General features: G+C 58.7%; 26 protein-coding genes. 17 read left to right on the top strand and 9 right to left on the bottom strand.

Annotated features, from left to right (window positions below; genetic code table 11):
- Nucleotides 1-108: 108 nt before the first annotated feature.
- From AC097P_RS18115 to AC097P_RS18080, 8 genes are all read right to left on the bottom strand, one after another.
- A complete protein-coding gene (locus tag AC097P_RS18115; protein WP_479611829.1) occupies nucleotides 109-267 on the bottom strand; it encodes a hypothetical protein in 159 nt (52 codons plus the stop codon).
- A 19-nt stretch (nucleotides 268-286) separates the two neighbouring features.
- On the bottom strand, nucleotides 287-565 hold the full coding sequence (locus AC097P_RS18110; protein ID WP_479611828.1) for a hypothetical protein: 279 nt from the start codon (nucleotides 563-565) through the stop codon (nucleotides 287-289).
- A complete protein-coding gene (locus AC097P_RS18105) occupies nucleotides 562-768 on the bottom strand; it encodes a hypothetical protein (protein ID WP_479611827.1) in 207 nt (68 codons plus the stop codon). The genes AC097P_RS18110 and AC097P_RS18105 overlap by 4 nt, the downstream gene beginning before the upstream one ends.
- The gene (locus tag AC097P_RS18100) at nucleotides 765-1229 is read right to left on the bottom strand and encodes an HNH endonuclease (protein WP_479611826.1); all 465 of its coding nucleotides are present in this window, start codon (nucleotides 1227-1229) and stop codon (nucleotides 765-767) included. The genes AC097P_RS18105 and AC097P_RS18100 overlap by 4 nt, the downstream gene beginning before the upstream one ends.
- Nucleotides 1189-2262, bottom strand: a complete 1074-nt coding sequence (locus AC097P_RS18095) for a phosphoadenosine phosphosulfate reductase domain-containing protein (protein ID WP_479611825.1) — start codon at nucleotides 2260-2262, stop codon at nucleotides 1189-1191. The genes AC097P_RS18100 and AC097P_RS18095 overlap by 41 nt, the downstream gene beginning before the upstream one ends.
- On the bottom strand, nucleotides 2259-2396 hold the full coding sequence (locus tag AC097P_RS18090; RefSeq protein WP_479612098.1) for a hypothetical protein: 138 nt from the start codon (nucleotides 2394-2396) through the stop codon (nucleotides 2259-2261). The genes AC097P_RS18095 and AC097P_RS18090 overlap by 4 nt, the downstream gene beginning before the upstream one ends.
- A 295-nt stretch (nucleotides 2397-2691) precedes the next feature.
- Nucleotides 2692-3147 (bottom strand): hypothetical protein, encoded by a 456-nt coding sequence (locus AC097P_RS18085; RefSeq protein ID WP_479611824.1) that lies wholly within the window; start codon nucleotides 3145-3147, stop codon nucleotides 2692-2694.
- Between the two features lie 31 nt (nucleotides 3148-3178).
- Nucleotides 3179-3736 (bottom strand): helix-turn-helix domain-containing protein, encoded by a 558-nt coding sequence (locus AC097P_RS18080; protein ID WP_479611823.1) that lies wholly within the window; start codon nucleotides 3734-3736, stop codon nucleotides 3179-3181.
- Nucleotides 3737-3852: 116 nt separating this feature from the next.
- Here AC097P_RS18080 and AC097P_RS18075 point away from each other — a divergent pair, with 116 nt between their 5' ends.
- The 10 genes from AC097P_RS18075 to AC097P_RS18030 all read left to right on the top strand — a co-directional run bounded on the left by AC097P_RS18075 (nucleotide 3853) and on the right by AC097P_RS18030 (nucleotide 10616).
- On the top strand, nucleotides 3853-4131 hold the full coding sequence (locus tag AC097P_RS18075; protein ID WP_479611822.1) for a hypothetical protein: 279 nt from the start codon (nucleotides 3853-3855) through the stop codon (nucleotides 4129-4131).
- 422 nt (nucleotides 4132-4553) lie between these two features.
- Entirely contained in the window at nucleotides 4554-5051 is a 498-nt protein-coding gene (locus tag AC097P_RS18070; protein ID WP_479611821.1) for an HNH endonuclease, read from the top strand.
- A 7-nt stretch (nucleotides 5052-5058) separates the two neighbouring features.
- Entirely contained in the window at nucleotides 5059-5373 is a 315-nt protein-coding gene (locus AC097P_RS18065; protein ID WP_479611820.1) for a hypothetical protein, read from the top strand.
- The gene (locus AC097P_RS18060; protein ID WP_479611819.1) at nucleotides 5370-5669 is read left to right on the top strand and encodes a hypothetical protein; all 300 of its coding nucleotides are present in this window, start codon (nucleotides 5370-5372) and stop codon (nucleotides 5667-5669) included. The genes AC097P_RS18065 and AC097P_RS18060 overlap by 4 nt, the downstream gene beginning before the upstream one ends.
- A complete protein-coding gene (locus AC097P_RS18055) occupies nucleotides 5666-6523 on the top strand; it encodes a YdaU family protein (protein WP_479611818.1) in 858 nt (285 codons plus the stop codon). Before AC097P_RS18060 ends, AC097P_RS18055 begins: the two co-directional genes overlap by 4 nt.
- Nucleotides 6524-6817: 294 nt before the next feature.
- The gene (locus tag AC097P_RS18050) at nucleotides 6818-7273 is read left to right on the top strand and encodes a hypothetical protein (RefSeq protein WP_479611817.1); all 456 of its coding nucleotides are present in this window, start codon (nucleotides 6818-6820) and stop codon (nucleotides 7271-7273) included.
- A complete protein-coding gene (locus tag AC097P_RS18045; RefSeq protein WP_479611816.1) occupies nucleotides 7270-7674 on the top strand; it encodes a DUF1064 domain-containing protein in 405 nt (134 codons plus the stop codon). Before AC097P_RS18050 ends, AC097P_RS18045 begins: the two co-directional genes overlap by 4 nt.
- Nucleotides 7671-8717 (top strand): DNA-methyltransferase, encoded by a 1047-nt coding sequence (locus AC097P_RS18040; RefSeq protein ID WP_479611815.1) that lies wholly within the window; start codon nucleotides 7671-7673, stop codon nucleotides 8715-8717. The genes AC097P_RS18045 and AC097P_RS18040 overlap by 4 nt, the downstream gene beginning before the upstream one ends.
- Nucleotides 8718-8781: 64 nt before the next feature.
- Entirely contained in the window at nucleotides 8782-9294 is a 513-nt protein-coding gene (locus AC097P_RS18035) for a terminase small subunit (protein ID WP_479611814.1), read from the top strand.
- Nucleotides 9291-10616, top strand: a complete 1326-nt coding sequence (locus AC097P_RS18030; protein WP_479611813.1) for a phage terminase large subunit — start codon at nucleotides 9291-9293, stop codon at nucleotides 10614-10616. Before AC097P_RS18035 ends, AC097P_RS18030 begins: the two co-directional genes overlap by 4 nt.
- A 3-nt stretch (nucleotides 10617-10619) precedes the next feature.
- Here AC097P_RS18030 and AC097P_RS18025 read toward each other — a convergent pair whose 3' ends face one another.
- Nucleotides 10620-10961 carry a hypothetical protein gene (locus AC097P_RS18025; RefSeq protein WP_479611812.1) on the bottom strand — a complete coding sequence of 114 codons (342 nt, stop codon included), beginning with the start codon at nucleotides 10959-10961 and terminating at the stop codon, nucleotides 10620-10622.
- Between the two features lie 99 nt (nucleotides 10962-11060).
- Here AC097P_RS18025 and AC097P_RS18020 point away from each other — a divergent pair, with 99 nt between their 5' ends.
- From AC097P_RS18020 to AC097P_RS17990, 7 genes are all read left to right on the top strand, one after another.
- Nucleotides 11061-11327: a hypothetical protein gene (locus tag AC097P_RS18020; RefSeq protein WP_479611811.1), complete on the top strand. Its 267-nt coding sequence runs from the start codon at nucleotides 11061-11063 to the stop codon at nucleotides 11325-11327.
- A 206-nt stretch (nucleotides 11328-11533) separates the two neighbouring features.
- On the top strand, nucleotides 11534-11965 hold the full coding sequence (locus AC097P_RS18015) for a hypothetical protein (RefSeq protein WP_479611810.1): 432 nt from the start codon (nucleotides 11534-11536) through the stop codon (nucleotides 11963-11965).
- The gene (locus AC097P_RS18010; RefSeq protein WP_479611809.1) at nucleotides 11958-14312 is read left to right on the top strand and encodes a portal protein; all 2355 of its coding nucleotides are present in this window, start codon (nucleotides 11958-11960) and stop codon (nucleotides 14310-14312) included. The genes AC097P_RS18015 and AC097P_RS18010 overlap by 8 nt, the downstream gene beginning before the upstream one ends.
- Before the next feature lie 46 nt (nucleotides 14313-14358).
- Nucleotides 14359-14553 carry a hypothetical protein gene (locus tag AC097P_RS18005; protein WP_479611808.1) on the top strand — a complete coding sequence of 65 codons (195 nt, stop codon included), beginning with the start codon at nucleotides 14359-14361 and terminating at the stop codon, nucleotides 14551-14553.
- A 25-nt stretch (nucleotides 14554-14578) separates the two neighbouring features.
- The gene (locus AC097P_RS18000; protein ID WP_479611807.1) at nucleotides 14579-15568 is read left to right on the top strand and encodes a hypothetical protein; all 990 of its coding nucleotides are present in this window, start codon (nucleotides 14579-14581) and stop codon (nucleotides 15566-15568) included.
- The gene (locus AC097P_RS17995; RefSeq protein ID WP_479611806.1) at nucleotides 15565-15771 is read left to right on the top strand and encodes a hypothetical protein; all 207 of its coding nucleotides are present in this window, start codon (nucleotides 15565-15567) and stop codon (nucleotides 15769-15771) included. The genes AC097P_RS18000 and AC097P_RS17995 overlap by 4 nt, the downstream gene beginning before the upstream one ends.
- 62 nt (nucleotides 15772-15833) lie before the next feature.
- Nucleotides 15834-16949, top strand: coding sequence for a N4-gp56 family major capsid protein (locus AC097P_RS17990; protein ID WP_479611805.1), 1116 nt, complete (start codon nucleotides 15834-15836; stop codon nucleotides 16947-16949).
- The last annotated feature ends 10 nt before the right edge of the window (nucleotides 16950-16959 follow it).

Here is a 16959-nt window from a genome sequence, read left to right as displayed (position 1 = left end):
CAGGCGCCGCGCAAACTCATGACAGGTAGCCCAGGCAGAACGCAGCGACTACCAGCAGCACCACGCGCACGGCCGCGGTCCGCAGCCACTGCTCGACTTCACCGGCTTTCATACCGGCAACCACAGCAGGAAGGCGCACACCACGCAACTGAGCAAACAGCCGCCGATTACCAGCTTGTCCTGCCAGTCGTATGGCCGCAGGTCCTCTTGAAGTTGCCAGTCCTGGACCGGTGCCGTGGGCTGGGTCGGGCTTGTGTCTTTGGGCATAAATCCTCCTAAATATCCGTTAACGGTTATTGATGGTCGTGGCTTTGGTGATGGCGGCGCGGGCCTTGTCCATCAATCTGAAGTCAGGGCTGATCGACCCGTAGTCCATCAGCAAGTCCTTCAAAGCTTCCAGCAGGTCGGGCGCTGCGGTGATAAGCGCCGCGTTCCCTTCCATGGTCCCGTCTTCGCGCAGGTACACGGTCGCCACGTCGTGGGTGTCGGGCGCCTGGCCGCAGATGATGTCACCCTGGCCGATGTGAAGCCAGGGCCCGGGTAGATGGGCGACTGGGTAGGTCACGCCCGCACCTCCAGATACCGACGGACTGCGTGCAGGGTGCGCAGTTCTTTGGGTTGAAATGCGCTCTGATCGCCGGGTGTCACCGGTTCATCGGCGATCACGATACCGTTGGTAACCTTGAACTGGTGGCCACCGCGGACCATGGCGACGGCGGCGCGCTCCAGGTCACGGGTGTTCATGGTGGTGGTGTTGGGATTTGTCATGCTGCTTCCTGTTGGCGTTGGGATTCGTGGTAATTGGCCGCGACATAGGCGCGGGCCATGGGTGGGCGTTGCGACTTCGTGGCCTGCTCAGTGATGCCGCGGAGCTTGTCAGCACAGTCTTTTGAGCAAGTCTTTTGCCGCTTGCGCTTGGTTGCGTGGGGCGTGAAGGTGGTTTTGCACACCTCGCATTCCTTGCTGCGCGGGTAGACCAGGCGCTCGTCTGCGTGGTGCTGACGGTGCGCATCTGCTGACAGCACTTCAAGGTTGCCCGGCCGGTTGTCGAGTCGCTGCTCATTATCGTGGTGGACATGCTCACTCGCAGTGAGAGGGCGCCCAAGCTTTTGCTCAGCAATGTGCCGATGCAGGAGCTTGGTTTTGCCGTTTAGTTTGATGGTTTTGTATCGATATGTCATTGATTTCTCACTCACAAAGGGCATATGAAGATGAGCAGGCATCAACATCTTCCAAGTCATTCAATAGGCTGTACTGCTTGCCGCCACGAGTGGTTTTGGCCCATTCGATCCGGCTCCAGATGTTCAGCTCGGCGAATATCTCTCGGCGGTCCTTGGCTTTGTTACTTTCGGCAAAGAAGGTGCTAAACCCTCGCTTGCTAGCCATACCCACCAGTAGTTCCCAGTCTCCGATGCGATGCATATGGGGTGGGAAGCGTGCTGCCATTTCGCGCAGTTCGTCTTTACCGGCATTGATGCAGGGGAAACACCCAACCCGGCCCATGCCCATGGAATAAAGCGGGTTGGCAAGAATCTCGTTCAGGGTCGCAAAAGCAATCGCCTCCATGGCGGTCCATTCAACGATGGGCCGGTAGATGTACAGCTTCGGCGCAACTCGCTCGAATTTCAGAGCATCACGCCGGTTGTGCGACTCGTCGCGGCGAACACCCTGCCAGCTCACAACGGTATGGCCTTGGTCCATCAGCTCCATTTGGAACTCGACGGCCATGTTGCGTTTCAGTTCCTCGGTACAAAACTGGGCCTTGCGGCTGGGGAATCTGCCCTTCCACAAGCAAAGGTCCAAAAAGATATTGCCGCTTGGGTACAGCACCGATAGCGCGCGGCGCTTGGCCTTGTTTGACCAGCGAACCTTGCGGCCACCTCCAACTTTGACAGTCTTCTGTATGGGCTTGCCCTTTTTATTGACCACGATTTGGCCGCGGCCGTCTCGCTTCGGTACCGGGGTAACTCCATCAGCCTCGAACACAGGAACAGTCTCATATTCACGGCGAGTGCGCTGGTCGCAGGCCACAAACACGCGTTTACGCGCGATCTGTTCAGTGAAGTCAGCCTTTAACCGGACGATCCTTAGGCCCAGGCGCCGCTCCAAGTAACTCAGATACTCGTATGTCAGTTCGTGCTCGTTACCGGTGTCACAGAATATGGCGATGATGTTGGCCAAGCCAAAACGGGCGATGGCAATCAGCAGGGTGGCAAGGCTGTCCTTGCCACCACTCACTGAAACGACGTGTTTGATCGTCACCGTGTTACCTTTATGGCGATGTCCACCGAGCGACCAATGGCCTGCTCGATGCCAGTGCTGGCGCCACCACCGCCGGCAAACAGGTCGATGACCAGTTCTTGGTGGATGGGCAGCAGGGATTGGGGGGTCAGCATGCCAGCCCCTCGATGCCCTGAATTTGCCGTGCCATCGCTGCACTGCGAGCCGCAGCTTCCTGAGTTCTTATTGCAATAAATTCTGTGGCGCGGTTTTGTGTGTACCTGTTAACCATGGAGTAGCAGAACTCCGCATCCCTTTGAAACCAGCGTGCTACATCTTCGTTTGACATTTGAGCATCCATCCTCTAGCCCCTTTCGTTAATTCCTAATATGGATTCATTATTAACCGAAAACGGATATTTGTGTGAAATTTTTTAAGGGTCGCAAAAAAGCAACCCACGACACAGATAGGTCAGACGAGTTGCAGTCTTGTGCCCGCGGGCATGATTGCCTGTGTGGCAGACGCCGACAGGTGGCAAGGACCACAGAGTAGAGTGCGCTTCTGCGCTCCGGGCACTGGGGAACGGAAGTCAAATAGGAACAGTTCCTCCGGCGCAAAAGGATCATCACAATTTTGGCAAACGCAGCCGTGCTTGAGAATGAATTCACGCTTACGCCGCATAGGTTCGTGACCGCCATGCGTGTGTTTGCGAAGGGGGAATGCCTGGGGCTCTTGATCACCCACCTGTTCGCGCAGTTGCTGCGCGGCTTCCTCAAGTGCAGGAAGCATCACCTTTGCGTGCTCTGGCTCAAGGCCGATGGCCTTGCTATATATCTCGCCGTCCGCGGTGAGCGTGATATTGATGATGGCGACAGGCTTTGCCTCGCTGATCGCCTGGTCGATGTGCCACTGTTTCAGTGCAGCCACACGTTGCGGATTTGGCCCAACGACGCCCACACTAAGACTGCTTACGGCCCCTAGTGGCGGTCCCCCGATCCTTCTTTTCTGCATTCTTCTTCCCTAGCGTTTTCACATGGTCAGATGCTGGGGCGCGTGACGACGCCCGCTGCACTGCCGCGACCATCGCGGCGGGAATATTTGTAACTGAATTCAGACCAATTGGGGAATTATTTTCCGCGGGGGTAGGGGCTTTGCGTGCCACCACCAGACCAATATACCCAACTACGGTATGTTTCTCGTCGTCGGTCAGCTTGCGCCATTCCTTCAACAGAATCATTTCGTCCGTGCTGGGCGCCACAGCGCCGGCATCGGCACCTTCCTTGATGGGGGCAATCAGCGATAGCGGGTCCACCTTGAAGGCCTTGGCCAACGCTTCCAGCACATCCAGACCGGTGTGCACTTGTCGTGTGAGTACGCGCTGAATGGTGGACTGAGACAGGCCAGTGCGCTTATGCAGCTTGGTCTGTGTGTCGAGCTCTGGGCGCGCGTCCATGAGGGCGCGCAGCCTGATCGCGAGTATGTCTTTCAGTTCCATCATGGCGGCTGAGTATTCCATAAACGGTTAATAAAACACGGGTATTTGAATAACCGAATACGGGTTTTTAGTCCGTTGAACGATACACAAACCGAAATAGCTTTCTAAACAAACCGAAATCGGTTATTCTTGCGGCTATGCAAAAAGAAACTGTCACCCAATACCTGTTGCGCCGACTGGATGCCAGTGCTGGTACCCACTCGCGCATTGCCAAGGAAACCGGCGTTGCGCAGGCCACCATATCCCGGATCTACCTGCGCAAGGTGTCGCCACGGCTGGATATTGCCGAGCCCATCCTGGCGTGGTTTGACAAGCAGGACCGAGCCTGCGCCAAGGGGTCAGCATCCCGCACCCCCGTCAAAGCAAGCCGCGTCGGTCGTCGTGCCGTTGCTGCAACCGCGGCACTCGGTAAGTAGACCAAACAGGCAAACAACGATGACCGCCGCCTGCGCGATTTCCCAAACGGTCCGACCGTTCAGGGGGATTGCCTTGGCACGGGCACCAGCAGAGAACAAGCACGCGGCGCCCCAGGCGACCAGCGCGAATTGACCCCAAGCCCAATCGACCACTGAAATACCCCCTATGAGTGACAGCGACAACAACGGCGAAACCGGCACGATGTTAAGCCGATCCGGGAAGACTGGCTTAACCGAACTGAGGGCAGAGGTGCCTTCCAGCGAGGTGTCCGTCCTGGATGGCGTTTGCTCCGCTACAGGGCGGGGACGTACCGAAGTCATACGAGAAATTCTTTCTGAGTGGTCTAAGCGACGATTGCATGAGGCAAGTGTCATTTGCCGCGTGGCCGGCGTCAATCCGATGCGACCGGATGGAGGTCGGAATGAATGACACAAAGCCATCGCGGGAACGGGTCATTGATCTGTTGGATTACGACGCGCTGTGTGGCGTGTTCACTTGGCGAGTCAATCGCTGCAAGATGAAAACCGGACACGTCGCTGGTAGCGCCAATGGAAATGGGTACTTGAAGATCAGCATTGATGGCAAACAGTATTTTGCTCATCGACTGGCTTGGCTTTGTGCAAGCGGAGTATGGCCAGCGAGCGAAGTGGACCATGTGAACGGCAACCGAAGTGACAACCGGCTGTGCAATTTGCGGTTGGCCAACAAGAGCCAAAACAACCAGAACATCAGAGCTCCGAGGAGCAACAACAAATTGGGTTTACTGGGCGTCTACCAGGTCAAAGCAACCGGCCGTTTCATGTCACAGGTAAAGGTCAATGGTCGCATTCTGCGGACAGGAGGTTTTAAAACCCCGGAGGAGGCGCACCAATCGTATTTGGAAGCAAAGCGCAAGGCCCATGACTTCTGCACGATCTGAGGACGATATGAGCATTTCATGGATGGCCCACCAGCTCGCCACAAAGCCCCAAGGGCTCAACCTCGAAATACCCCGCTACAACCCCCGCCCGCCTGGCGTCATGCGTGAGGATGGCACGGCAAAGGCCATCTACTTGATGCTCCAGACCTTCCCCGGCCGGTACTTCACCTTTGGCGAGGTCATGGTGCGCATTGGCTGCACCAAACGCGCCGCGGACTGGGGCCTGCGCTTCCTCAAGGCCCAAGGCCTTATCGACTGTTCCAGCGACGAAGGCCGCAACGCGCGGTACCTGCGCTACGCATTCAAAAAGGCCAAGCCATGAAAACACAGGTCGCCGATACATCCCTGCAAACCTTCCACGCTTTCAGCCCCGGTCAGTACCTGCAGCCAAAGGAATTGGAGGTCATGGCGCTTATGCATAGGCCCGGCGTAGGTGCTCTAACCCGCGAGCAGATAGCCCAGCGCCTAGGCTGGAAGGAAAGCGCCGTGTGTGGCCGCTGCAACTCATTGGTCGCCAAGGCTCAGCTGGAAGAGTTGGACGGTGGCAAGACGGCCAGCGGGCGCACGGCGAAGCTGCTGCGCGTGCCTGTAGTGGGCCAGAAAGAACTATTCCAGTGAAGCACTATCCACACCACATCGGCGACTTCGACCGTGCGACGCGACACCTGACGCGCATTGAGCGCAGCGTGTACCGCGACATGATCGAACTGTATTACGACACTGAAAAGCCGTTGCCGCTTGACGTAGCGTGGATACGTCGCAAGGTCCTCGCCCATTCCAACGACGAGGCAACGGCCGTTGACCAAGCGTTGAACGAGTTTTTCATCGAGACGCCTGGGGGCTGGTGGCACGAGCGCTGCGAAGAGGAACTAGACAAATATCGTGCCAACAATTCGCAGAGAGCGCAGGCTGGGAAGGCCTCCGCAGCAAAAAGAGCAGCGGCAAAGCAACATGCGATCAACGGACGTTCAACGAGCGTTGAAACGACCGTTCAACGCGCCTACCACGGCGCTCCAACTAACCAATCAACCAATCAACCAATCAACCATAAACCAGGGGGGGAGGGCACGGACTCCGGCGAGGCTGTGGATAACTCAGACCCACCCCCCCCGATTTCAGATGAATTCAGGGAAGTCCTGAATGCACGCCCGGACCTGGACCCCGAAACGGTTTGGGAAAACTTCTGGAGCCACTTCAAGCCCAAGCCCGAAAAACGCACGTTCGCCCGATGGAAGAAGTGGGTAGAAACCGAGCACGCCGGCCCTGCGCCGACGCCGGCCAATGACCCCGACACGAAGGCGAACGTCGAAGCGCTCGCCGCCACCAAAGGCATACCGCCATGGGATCAACTGATCGAAACCTGGGCCGTGTACAAGGCGCGCGTCCGCGCAGCGCCGACCCCGACACCACCCAACCGCAACAAGTGGATGGCAAAACTAGCCGACAAAGGAGCTGCACATGCTGTGCCATAGCGAGGGAATTCAACGGGTACCGGATGTACGACCCGGCATGCCTGCACTGTGGTGCGAGGTTGATCAAGATCCTGGGCACGCTGCCCATAGCGGTGTCGGAATGCCAGAAGAGGCGCCGCGCCGTGCTGGCGGACTGGGTGGCGATGGGCCACAGCGAGACAGCCTTACGCGACCTAGCGAAAGGGCCCCTGCCACTTGGACCGGCATCCGATACGGAGTCCGGCCCCCGTTCGGGGACGAAACGCCGCTGAGCTGGTCTGAAATTGAGCATGGGCTGCGCAATGGGGTGTTGCCATGACCACAGTTGCGTTTGATGGCAAGTCCATGGTCGCGGACACGCTGGCCACCGACCCATGGGGTTGCAAGGAATACGCACCCAACAAGATTTGGACCAACCCGCAATTGATGATCGGCGGGGCAGGGGAGTCCGGCCAGATCACCCGCTGGTTGATGACGCTGACGCAGGAAACGACCATCCAGGACCTGATCTCCAGCGGCTACGTCAACTTCGTCAAGGACACCAACGACCCGCACCTCTTGGTGGTGGACCGCCAGTCCGGTGACATCTACCGCCATGCCGGCGGTGCGTTCCTGCGGTCCTACTACAAGTTTTGGGCGGTGGGTTCAGGCCGTGACTACGCCCTGGCCGCGATGCACCTGGGCGAATCAGCACACAAGGCGGTACTGGTCGCCATGCAATTCGACAACGGCACCGGTGGGCCAGTCATTGAGAAAGCGATGAAGGAATGATCCCCATCCGCTTACCCCAGTCGCTGGCGGACTACCGCAACAACCCCAAGGCACGCAAGGCGCAGAAGTACCGCAATGAGAAGGTTGTGGGCGCCGACGGCGAGACGTTCGACAGCAAGGCAGAGCACCGGTTCTGGTGCCACCTGTTGATCCGCGTGAAGGCCAAGGAGATTTTCAACCTGGAGCGCCAGGTGGTGTACGTGCTGGCCCCAGCCGTGAAGATCGCCGGCCGCAATCGGCCACCCCTGCGCTACGTCGCGGACATGCGATGGAACGAGGGCAGCAAGACCGGCCCCGTGGTGGTGGCCGACGTGAAGGGCGCCGTTACCCCGGAGTACCGCATCAAGCGGCACCTGATGGCCTCGGTGCATGGCATTGAAATTAAGGAGATACGGGCATGAAAAGCTGGGTCAACAAATGCCACTTTGGTGACGTGCGCGATGTGTTGCGCCAGATGATCGCCGATGGCGTGAAGGTGCAGACGATCGTAACCAGCCCGCCGTATTGGGGCCTGCGCAGTTACCTGCCGGCAGGTCATCAGGACAAGGCCTGCGAGATTGGCAGCGAGCCGACTCTGCGCGAGTTTCTGGAAACCATGGTCGGCGTGTTTGACCTGTGCCGGCAGGTGCTGACCGATGACGGCACCATGTGGGTCAACATGGGTGACAGCTACTCCGGTGGCAACACCCCGGAGTTCAAGTACAAAGACCTTATTGGCCAGCCTTGGCGGTTGGCGATCGCGCTGCAGGACGCTGGCTGGTGGCTGCGACAGGACATTGTTTGGCAAAAGCCGAACCCCATGCCCGAGTCGGTGCGCGACCGCTGCACTAAGGCGCATGAGTACATATTCCTGCTCTCGAGATCCGAAAAGTACTACTTTGATCAGGGGGCAATCCTTGAGCCCGTAAGCGCCAATACCCATGCACGACTGGCGCAGGATGTACAAAACCAAATCGGTAGCTCGCGCGCCAACGGTGGAGCTAAGACGAATGGGAACATGAAAGCAGTTGGCCGCCGTCAAGTGGACCCGGGCAACGTACCAGATAGTGGAGTGATTGGGCCAAGTTTGCGCGGAGTTGGCTGGGGCCATGGAACCGACGCTGAGCAACGAAACAGGGGCCGCGTCAAGAACAACGCCAGCTTTGATGAGGCCATGGCCATCATGCCGACAGAGCGCAATCGCCGCAGCGTCTGGACCATTCCCACCGAAAGCTATAGGGGCGCCCACTTCGCCACCTTCCCGCGCGCTCTGATCGAGCCATGCATCCTGGCGGGCGCCCCGGCTGGTGGCGTAGTACTTGACATCTTCATGGGCAGCGGTACGACTGCGCAAGTCGCCGAGCAGCTGGGCCGCCAGTGGATCGGCATCGACATCGACGTACGCAACAAGACACTGCAGGCGGAGCGCTTGCGCCAGCCATCCCTTGACTTTGCTGGAGCATAGACCGTGCTAGCCCTCGTCAAAAAAGCGTCTGTAGCTATAAATTCAATAGCGCAAGGGGCGTGCTTTGGGTAAAGAATTGACCCCGCAGCAGGAGAAATTTGCACAGGGCATCGTGTCTGGCCTGAGCCAAGCTGACGCCTACCGGCAAGCCTATCCGGCTGCGAAGGCGTGGAAAGATGACTCGGTGCACAACAAGGCCAGCGCAGCGATGCGAAATGCCCAGATTGCGGCTAGGGTCACGGAATTGCGGGCGCTGGTCGTCAAGGCATTGGTCATAGACAAGGCCGCATTGCTCCAGGAGGCCGCGCGCCTCACGTTCTCGGACCCCCGGGGCATCATTCACGCGGACGGCCGAGTGAAGCTTCCCCACGAGCTGGACGAGGCCACGGCCCGCTCCATTGCGTCGTTCAAGATTGATGAATACGGGCGCATCGAGTACAAGTTTTGGGACAAGAACGCGGCCATGGATAAGCTGTTCAAGCACCTGGGCCTGTACGAGAAGGACAACGGCCAGAAGGTGCCTACCGTCTTCACCAAGATTGAACTGGTTGGCGTGAAGCCCAAGGCCAGAGAGTGACCACAGCGCAAGTCAGAATCCCCGAAAAGCTGGTGGACATATTCACCGGCGAGGCCGACGTGCGCGGCGCATGGGGTGGTCGCGGCTCCGCCAAGACGATGACCTTCGCCAAGATGACGGCGATTCGGGCCCTGATGTGGGACCAGGCCGGGCGTGAGGGCGTCATAGTTTGCGGCCGTGAGTTCCTGAACTCCATTGACGACTCCAGCCTGGCCGAGGTTAAAGCGGCCATTGAGTCCGAGCCGGAGCTGCTGGCGCCGCACTTCGAGATTGGAGAGAAGTACATCCGCACGAAGAGCAAGCGGATTGCCTACAAGTTCAGCGGCATGGACAAGAAGACGATCAAGTCTATAAAGTCTAAGGCCAAAATCCTGCTGCTCTGGGCTGACGAGGCCGAGCCCATCACTGACAAAGCCTGGGACATCGTAATACCCACGCTGCGCCAGGAGGACAGCGAGTTGTGGGTGACGTGGAACCCCGCGCGCAAGAGCAGCGCAACGGACAAGCGATTCCGCCAGACCAAAGACCCGCGCATCAAAGTCACTGAGTGCAATTGGCGGGACAACCCGTGGTTTCCTGCCATCCTGGAGCGCCAGCGCGTGCGGTGGCTGGAAAACGACCCGGACAGCTACGACCACGTGTGGGAAGGTGGCTATGCCACTGCGGTCAAGGGCGCCTACTTCACCAAGCAACTGGCTGCGGCGAAGAAGGAGGGCCGCATTGGGCGCGTGGCGCGCGACCCGAACATGAAGCTGCGGCTGTTCGCCGACATCGGCGGCACCGGCCAGAATGCCGACGCCTTCACCATGTGGGGAGCGCAGTTCATTGGCCGCGAGGTGCGCGTGCTCAACTATCACGAGGCCGTGGGCCAGGAAGTGGGGTATCACCTCACCTGGATGCGCGAGAACGGCTACGAGCCCCACAACACCGAGATTTTCCTGCCGCATGACGGGGCCACGCATGACAAGGTTTACAACGTCAGTTACCAGTCGGCGTTTGAGGCCGCGGGGTATTCCGTCACGGTAGTGCCCAACCAAGGCAAAGGCGCGGCAATGGCGCGCATCAACGCGCTGCGGCGCATCTTCCCCTCGATGTGGATCAACGAAGCGCCGACAGAGCCCGGTGTCGAGGCGTTAGGCTGGTATCACGAGAAGTGGGACGAAGAGCGTGACATTGGCTTGGGCCCTGAGCACGACTGGGCCAGCCATGGTGCCGATGCTGGCGGGCTGATGGCTGTCGTTGCCGAGGACCATATGCGGTCGGGCACGGGCCTTAACCGGGATAAGGGGTTCAAGCGTCGGGGATCGCCGATGGCGGTGTGACCGCTACATGGGGAACGCCGGCCCCATGTCCCCGCGTGGCCCTTCGGGCTCACACTCCTTGAGCACCCAGGTTTGCGCATAGTCAATGGTCTTGATGTCCTTGGCATTGCGCTCGAAGCCGCTCAGCACCAGGCGCTCCGCGCTGGCGTGCATCAACACGGCATCGAACAGTTGCAGGCGCTCGCCGTCGTCGCACACAAACACGGCAATCCGGCAATTCCGGTTCAGATCTGTAACCCGTTCCTCCTTGAGCATCATGTGGCCGCGCACGGCCCGCTGCAGGCCGGTGCCGTGCTTCGGTACCACCCAACCGTCAATCCTGGCGCGCATCATGTCGAATTTCACTGTGCAAATATACAGTATTTATGGCGTGCCCGGAGCATGGATTCCGTAACAAGCATGGCAGTCTGGGCGCCTTCCTTTCCTCAAGCACCGGAGTTCCCCATGCCAAAAATGCGCGCCAAACTGAAACTGCAAACCATCGTCCGCAATAGCGATACCTGCGAAAACCTCGCGTTTTCTGCCGTTGCCGCCAGCCAATACCCTGCCGATGGCAGCGATGAAAACAACACGTTTGCCAAGTGGTCGCCCAGCGCCACTTTCAACATTACGATCACCAACCCTGCGCTGATTGGCTCGTTCAAAGTAGGCGAGGCGTATTACGTGGACTTCACTCAGGCGGACCAGCCCGCAGCCGACGCGCCGGTCTGAGGGCCCGCCCTGCGCGGGCTTTTTTACGTCCGCGTGCTACAGTTTACGAGGGTGATGGTGAATGCGCAGGCTGATGCGCGGTTCTTCCTCTTAGCATAGTACAGGGGCAACCCATGCCGGATTGTTGACAGCACCGGCCACCATCCCCCACCCATCCGCCCCCGTGGCAAGCATGCGAAAGTTGCCCCGAACTTTTCGAGGTGGCTATGGGTGTTTCACTTGACCTGCGCAAAGCGCATTCCTTCCACTACCGCGGCGACCTAGCTGTGGTGCTGTCCTGGATCAACGACCTGCGGGCCCTGTTCCTAATTCCGCGGTATCGCAAAGGTGCGGCCTGGTACGTGATCGAAGAGCCAGCGGCCCACTTCTGGCGCGACGATGACCCAGCCAACATCGTGCAGGCCGCAAGTAAATCCAAGAAGGCGTGCGAGGTGCTGGGCCTGGAGCCTTCACCGATGAACCAGACCAAGATCATTGCTCTGGTCAACGACTTCATCCCTGACTTGGTGCGCATGCCGGCATCCCCACCCCCCAAATATTTGAACCAGAACTTTGGCACGATGACCATGCGAGAGGCTGGCAAGGTGCTCGCATCGGAGAACATCCGACTAGAAGACGAGGGCCAGGAATATGTTTGATGACGTGACGCCACAGCGTGGTCGCGCGCCAGGTGATGACTACTTCCGGCGACAGGAGGAAACCATCGCCCAAATGGGGCAGGATAAAGCCGAGTCTGGCCCCGATGACCTGGATGGTGAAGAGTCGCGCAAACTTCACACAAAGCTGCTGAGTTGGTACTTCATGGAGCGCGAGAAGCAATCCGTGAACCGTATGGAAATGGCAATGGACGCCGATTTCTACGACAACCTGCAGTGGGATCCGCAGGACGCCCAAGACCTGCGCGACCGTGGACAGATGCCCCTTGTGTACAACGAGGTTGCGCCCATGGTCGACTGGATCATTGGGACTGAGCGGCGGGCACGTGTGGACTGGAAGGTATTGCCCCGAACTGAGGACGATGTGAAGTCGGCCGACATCAAGACCAAAGTCTTGAAGTACATGGCCGATGTGAACCGCTCCGCATTTAACCGGTCGCGGGCATTCTCCGATGCAGTTAAGGCTGGTCTAGGCTGGATCGACAGCGGCGCCCGTGACGATCCAACGAAGGACGCGCTTTACGATAAGTACGAGGACTGGCGCCGGGTGCTGTATGACTCCGCAGCGGATGAAATGGACCTTTCAGATGCGCGCTTCCTGTTCCGTTGGCGCTGGGTAGATGAGGACATTGCGGTTGCGATGTATCCAGGTCGTGCCAACCAGATACGCATGGCCGTCGAAAAGACCAACCACAACCGTGATATTTCGTGGGAAGAGGAAAATTGGCAGAACCAAAATACGTTGCAGTCGCGTCAATCCGGGCAGCTTTACGCATCTGGCACCGGCGTATCCATCAACACCAAGCGCCGCCAGGTCAAGCTAATCGAAGCCCAGTACCGCATGCCGACGGTTTCCAAGGTGGTGACAAGCGGCCCGCTCAAAGGCACGGTTGTGCACGACGGCGACACGCCACTGCACAACGCTCTGCAGCAGGTTGGCGGATCCATAGTCGACAAGGTGATCATGCGGGTACATGTTGCCATCATGACCGAGGGCGACCTGATCGCTAAGGACGTTGCTGTCTACCGTCACAACCGATTTAGCCTCACACCGTTGTGGTGCTACCGTCGCAGCCGCGACCGCTTGCCATACGGCGTCATTCGTCGGGTGCGGGACGTGCAGCAGGATTTGAACAAGCGTGCCAGCAAGGCGTTGTTCATGTTGAACACCAACCAGATCGTTGCCGACGAGGGCGCGGTGGATGATTGGGAAGTTGCGCGCGATGAGGTGGACCGCCCAGACGGCGTGGTCATAAAGAAGCCTGGCAAAGAATTTGTGATTCGGCGAGACACCGACGCCGCGACCGGACAGCTTCAAATGATGACAATGGACGCCCAGGCGATCCAAAAGTCTGCCGGCGTGGCCCAGGAGAACATGGGCCGCGCCACCAATGCGGTGTCTGGCGAGGCAATCAAGGCGCGCCAGTTGCAGGGCTCTGTCGTCACCACCGAGCCGTTCGATAACTTGCGCCTCGCCGTTCAGATTCAGGGTGAAAATAACCTGAGTTTGGCAGAGCAGTTCTACACCGAAGAAAAGGTGATACGCCTGACAGGTGCCAAGGGCGCTATTGAATGGGTGCGTGTCAATCAGCCAGAAGTACAGCCGGACGGCAGCACGCGCTACCTAAACGACATTACCAACAGCATGGCCGACTTCTCTGTGTCCGAGCAAGACTATTCGGGAACGCTGCGCCAAGTCATGTTTGAAAGCCTCAACCAGATGGCGACCCGCCTGCCGCCCGAGGTGTCGCTGCGCATCATGACGATTGCCATGGAGTTCTCGGACCTGCCCAACAAGGACGAAATTGCCGACCAGTTGCGCAAGATGACCGGCGAGCGCGACCCCAACAAGGAGCCGACGCCGGAAGAGCAGCAACAGGCCCAACAGCAGGCGCAGCAGCAGGCCGAGGCCCTGCAGATGCAGCGCGAGGTAGCGATGACTGCCTTGGAGGAAGCCCGCTCAAAGGTGCGAGAAATCAACGCCCGTGCTGCGAAGCTGGAGGCCGAAGCCCAAGCCGCTGGCCAGGGCGGTTTGTCAAAGGACATGCAGGGTGCGGTTAACCAGGCGCAGAGCCAAGCGGCCGAGCAGGTCGAAATTTTATCCAAGCAGTTGGTCGATGCACAGTCCGAGTTGATCAATCGCACCTTTCAAATCAACAAGGATGCCGACACGAAGATTGAGCTGGCAAACATCGACCGGGACGCAAAAATCCAGGTCGCGGAAATTGCCGCGGCCAGCGACAAGAAACTCCAGCCCATCATCGAGCGCCTGGACCAGTTAGCCCAGATACAGGAAGAGTCTCGCAAGGCGCCAGCCGAGAAGGCCTAACCCGTGGCAAGCATGCCACATTCACCCCACTTTGAAGGAGTACGACATGGGCAAGAAACGCAGCGGCAGCATGGGCATGGCAGCAGCATCCGACGACTGGCGGGTCGAATCCGACCTGAGCACGTTGATTGAGGCCGAGGCCATTGAAAGCGACCCGAAGCGTCTCAAGGCCGCGCAGGCTCTCGCAAAGAAAAAGATGCTGGACATGGCGGCTGTCGCCAGCGAAAGCAAAAACGACTGACTTTTAACTAACCCAAGGACAGAGCATGAGTTCTACAGCTACAGCCGGCCTCGACCAAGCCGCACTCGACAACCTGACCCCAGAAGAGCGCGAAGCGTTCAACGAAACCGAATACAGCGACCAGGAAAAAGCCGCGTTGCAGCGCCTGGCCGGCGGCGCCGATGCCGACGACGGGGATGATGATGGCGACCCCGATGAAGTTTTGGATGCCGACGGAAAACCTGTAACGGTTTCACGTGAAACCGAAAAAGGTGAGAAGCCAGTCGATGACTCGGCCTCCGCCGCGGATGCTGGTGCCTCTGGTTCCGCCGCCGCCGACGTGACCGATGCTGTCATCAAGAGCGAAACACCAGCGGCCAAGGTCGTCGCCACCGCCTACCAGGCGGAAATGCCTGCTGACTTTGACGCCCAGGTCAAGGACATTCAAACTCAGGCGACCGAGCTGCGCACCAAGTTCAAGGCAGGCGAAATCGAGTTCGAAGCCTACGAGGACCAAAAGGCCGAGCTCGACGGCAAGCGCGAGGAATTGATGCGCGCTAAGACCAAGGCCGAGGTGTCGCAGGAAATGACCCAACAGACCGCGGCCAATGCCTGGAAGACCGCGATCGATACGCTGTATGACTCTGCGCTCAAGGATGGTGTCGACTACCGCAAGGACGAAGCGCGAAATGCCGACCTCGATACGTTCGTGAAGGCGCTGGCAAACAAGCCAGAAAACCAGGACAAAGCAATGGACTGGTTCTTGACGGAAGCGCACAAGCGTGTGAATGCGTTGCATGGCACGGTTGCGCCGGCAAAGTCGGCGCCTGCTGCTGTTGCACCAGCAAAGCCAACTGAGCAGAACCGAAAGCCCCCAGCTCCACCCAAGAACCTTGCCACTGTGCCGGGTGCCGACGGACCAGGTGATATTGGCAGTGAATTTGCCCACTTGGATGCCCTCGATGGCAACGATTTGGAAGCGGCTATCGCCAAGATGTCGCCGGCTCAGCGCGAGAAATTTTCCCGGGGCCAGTGATCGTGCAGACATCGAGCTTCTTTGTTGATGTGCGGGCCGGGGAACAGTTGAATGTTTCTGGCCCGGCCACGATTGAGCTGTTCAAAAAGAGCGGCCAGTTGGTGCGATTGCGCATCACGGCTGCGCTCGATGTTGTCGCGTCAAAGGCTCCTGCAAATACGCAGCAAAGTCGTGACAAGCATGGTTTAGTAGAGCCTGGCTGAAAGGCCACAGTGATGGTGCGCAGGAGTGCTCCAAAAAGTAATTCAACTTTTAGGAGTAATTCATGGCACGGACCATTATTGGCGTAAATGACGCGAAAGCCGTAAAGCGCTGGGCTGGCTTGCTGGCATATGACGCCAGTCAAAAATCGTATTTCAATCAGCGCTTCATGGCGCGCGGGGCCGAGGCCGAAGTACCAATTCAGATCCTGACCGACCTGGAGTCGGATGCAGGCGAAGCGATCACCTATGACCTGTTGGCCGAGCTGCGCATGGCGCCGGTCGAGGGCGAGGACATTCTGGAAGGCAAGGAAGAAGCCCAGCGCTTTTACTCCGATTCCATCTACATCGATCAAGCGCGCTGCGGTGTGAACACCGGTGGCCGCATGACCCGCAAGCGCACGTTGAACGACCTGCGTGAGAAGGCCAAGCGTCAACAGTCCAGCTGGTGGGCTCGCCTGCAGGATGAACTGATATTCATCTATCTCTCCGGCGCACGCGGCGTGAATGCCAACTACCTGCTGCCTCTGGGTTACACCGGCCGCGCCAACAACGCGTTGGTCGCACCTGACAGCAACCACACGATGTACGGCCTGGCCGCTACCGCGTTCAACAACTTGGCAGCTACTGACAAGTTCGACCTGCGTTTGATTGATCGTGCCAAGACTAAGGCCGATGCACAAGGCGGTGGCGCTACCAACATCCCCGTGTTGCAGCCTTGCAAGATTGACGGCCAGGAAACCTTTGTGTGTGTGATGCACACGTTCCAGGAAGACGACCTGCGCTCGAACACGAATACCGGCCAGTGGCTGGACATTCAGAAAGCAGCATCTGCTGCCGAGGGCCGCAGCAATCCACTGTTCAAGGGCTCGTTGGGCATGTACCGCGGCGTCATCTTGCACAGCCACCGTAACGTGGTTCGCTTCAACACTGCGGGTGGTGGCGCCAACATCGAGGCGGCTCGTGCTCTGTTCATGGGCTCGCAAGCCGCCGTTATGGCGTTCGGTTCGCCCGGCACCAACCTGCGTTTCGACTGGAACGAGGAAACCCGCGACAACGGCGACAAGGTTGTGATTTCCACATCCTCGATCTTCGGGGTGAAGAAAGTCACGTTCACCACGGAAACCGGCGCCAACGACTTCGGCGTGTTCTCGCTGGACACCGCTGCCGCCAGCCGCTAACCCGTCACAG

Source organism: Rhodoferax sp. ZS1R8, assembly GCF_056521325.1.
Note: the sequence above shows the minus strand (reverse complement) of the source record. Positions and strands in the feature narration are given on the sequence as shown.

What these genes read in the sequence shown, in the direction of transcription:
- AC097P_RS18075 (WP_479611822.1), top strand. Translation starts at nt 3,853, where the DNA reads ATGCAAAAAGAAACTGTCACCCAATACCTGTTGCGCCGACTGGATGCC.
- AC097P_RS18040 (WP_479611815.1), top strand. Translation starts at nt 7,671, where the DNA reads ATGAAAAGCTGGGTCAACAAATGCCACTTTGGTGACGTGCGCGATGTG.
- AC097P_RS18045 (WP_479611816.1), top strand. Translation starts at nt 7,270, where the DNA reads ATGATCCCCATCCGCTTACCCCAGTCGCTGGCGGACTACCGCAACAAC.
- AC097P_RS18105 (WP_479611827.1), bottom strand. Translation starts at nt 768, where the DNA reads ATGACAAATCCCAACACCACCACCATGAACACCCGTGACCTGGAGCGC.
- AC097P_RS18000 (WP_479611807.1), top strand. Translation starts at nt 14,579, where the DNA reads ATGAGTTCTACAGCTACAGCCGGCCTCGACCAAGCCGCACTCGACAAC.
- AC097P_RS18010 (WP_479611809.1), top strand. Translation starts at nt 11,958, where the DNA reads ATGTTTGATGACGTGACGCCACAGCGTGGTCGCGCGCCAGGTGATGAC.
- AC097P_RS17990 (WP_479611805.1), top strand. Translation starts at nt 15,834, where the DNA reads ATGGCACGGACCATTATTGGCGTAAATGACGCGAAAGCCGTAAAGCGC.
- AC097P_RS18100 (WP_479611826.1), bottom strand. Translation starts at nt 1,229, where the DNA reads ATGTTGATGCCTGCTCATCTTCATATGCCCTTTGTGAGTGAGAAATCA.
- AC097P_RS18065 (WP_479611820.1), top strand. Translation starts at nt 5,059, where the DNA reads ATGAGCATTTCATGGATGGCCCACCAGCTCGCCACAAAGCCCCAAGGG.
- AC097P_RS18115 (WP_479611829.1), bottom strand. Translation starts at nt 267, where the DNA reads ATGCCCAAAGACACAAGCCCGACCCAGCCCACGGCACCGGTCCAGGAC.
- AC097P_RS18050 (WP_479611817.1), top strand. Translation starts at nt 6,818, where the DNA reads ATGACCACAGTTGCGTTTGATGGCAAGTCCATGGTCGCGGACACGCTG.
- AC097P_RS18020 (WP_479611811.1), top strand. Translation starts at nt 11,061, where the DNA reads ATGCCAAAAATGCGCGCCAAACTGAAACTGCAAACCATCGTCCGCAAT.
- AC097P_RS18060 (WP_479611819.1), top strand. Translation starts at nt 5,370, where the DNA reads ATGAAAACACAGGTCGCCGATACATCCCTGCAAACCTTCCACGCTTTC.
- AC097P_RS18090 (WP_479612098.1), bottom strand. Translation starts at nt 2,396, where the DNA reads ATGCTGACCCCCCAATCCCTGCTGCCCATCCACCAAGAACTGGTCATC.
- AC097P_RS18080 (WP_479611823.1), bottom strand. Translation starts at nt 3,736, where the DNA reads ATGGAATACTCAGCCGCCATGATGGAACTGAAAGACATACTCGCGATC.
- AC097P_RS18015 (WP_479611810.1), top strand. Translation starts at nt 11,534, where the DNA reads ATGGGTGTTTCACTTGACCTGCGCAAAGCGCATTCCTTCCACTACCGC.
- AC097P_RS18005 (WP_479611808.1), top strand. Translation starts at nt 14,359, where the DNA reads ATGGGCAAGAAACGCAGCGGCAGCATGGGCATGGCAGCAGCATCCGAC.
- AC097P_RS18070 (WP_479611821.1), top strand. Translation starts at nt 4,554, where the DNA reads ATGAATGACACAAAGCCATCGCGGGAACGGGTCATTGATCTGTTGGAT.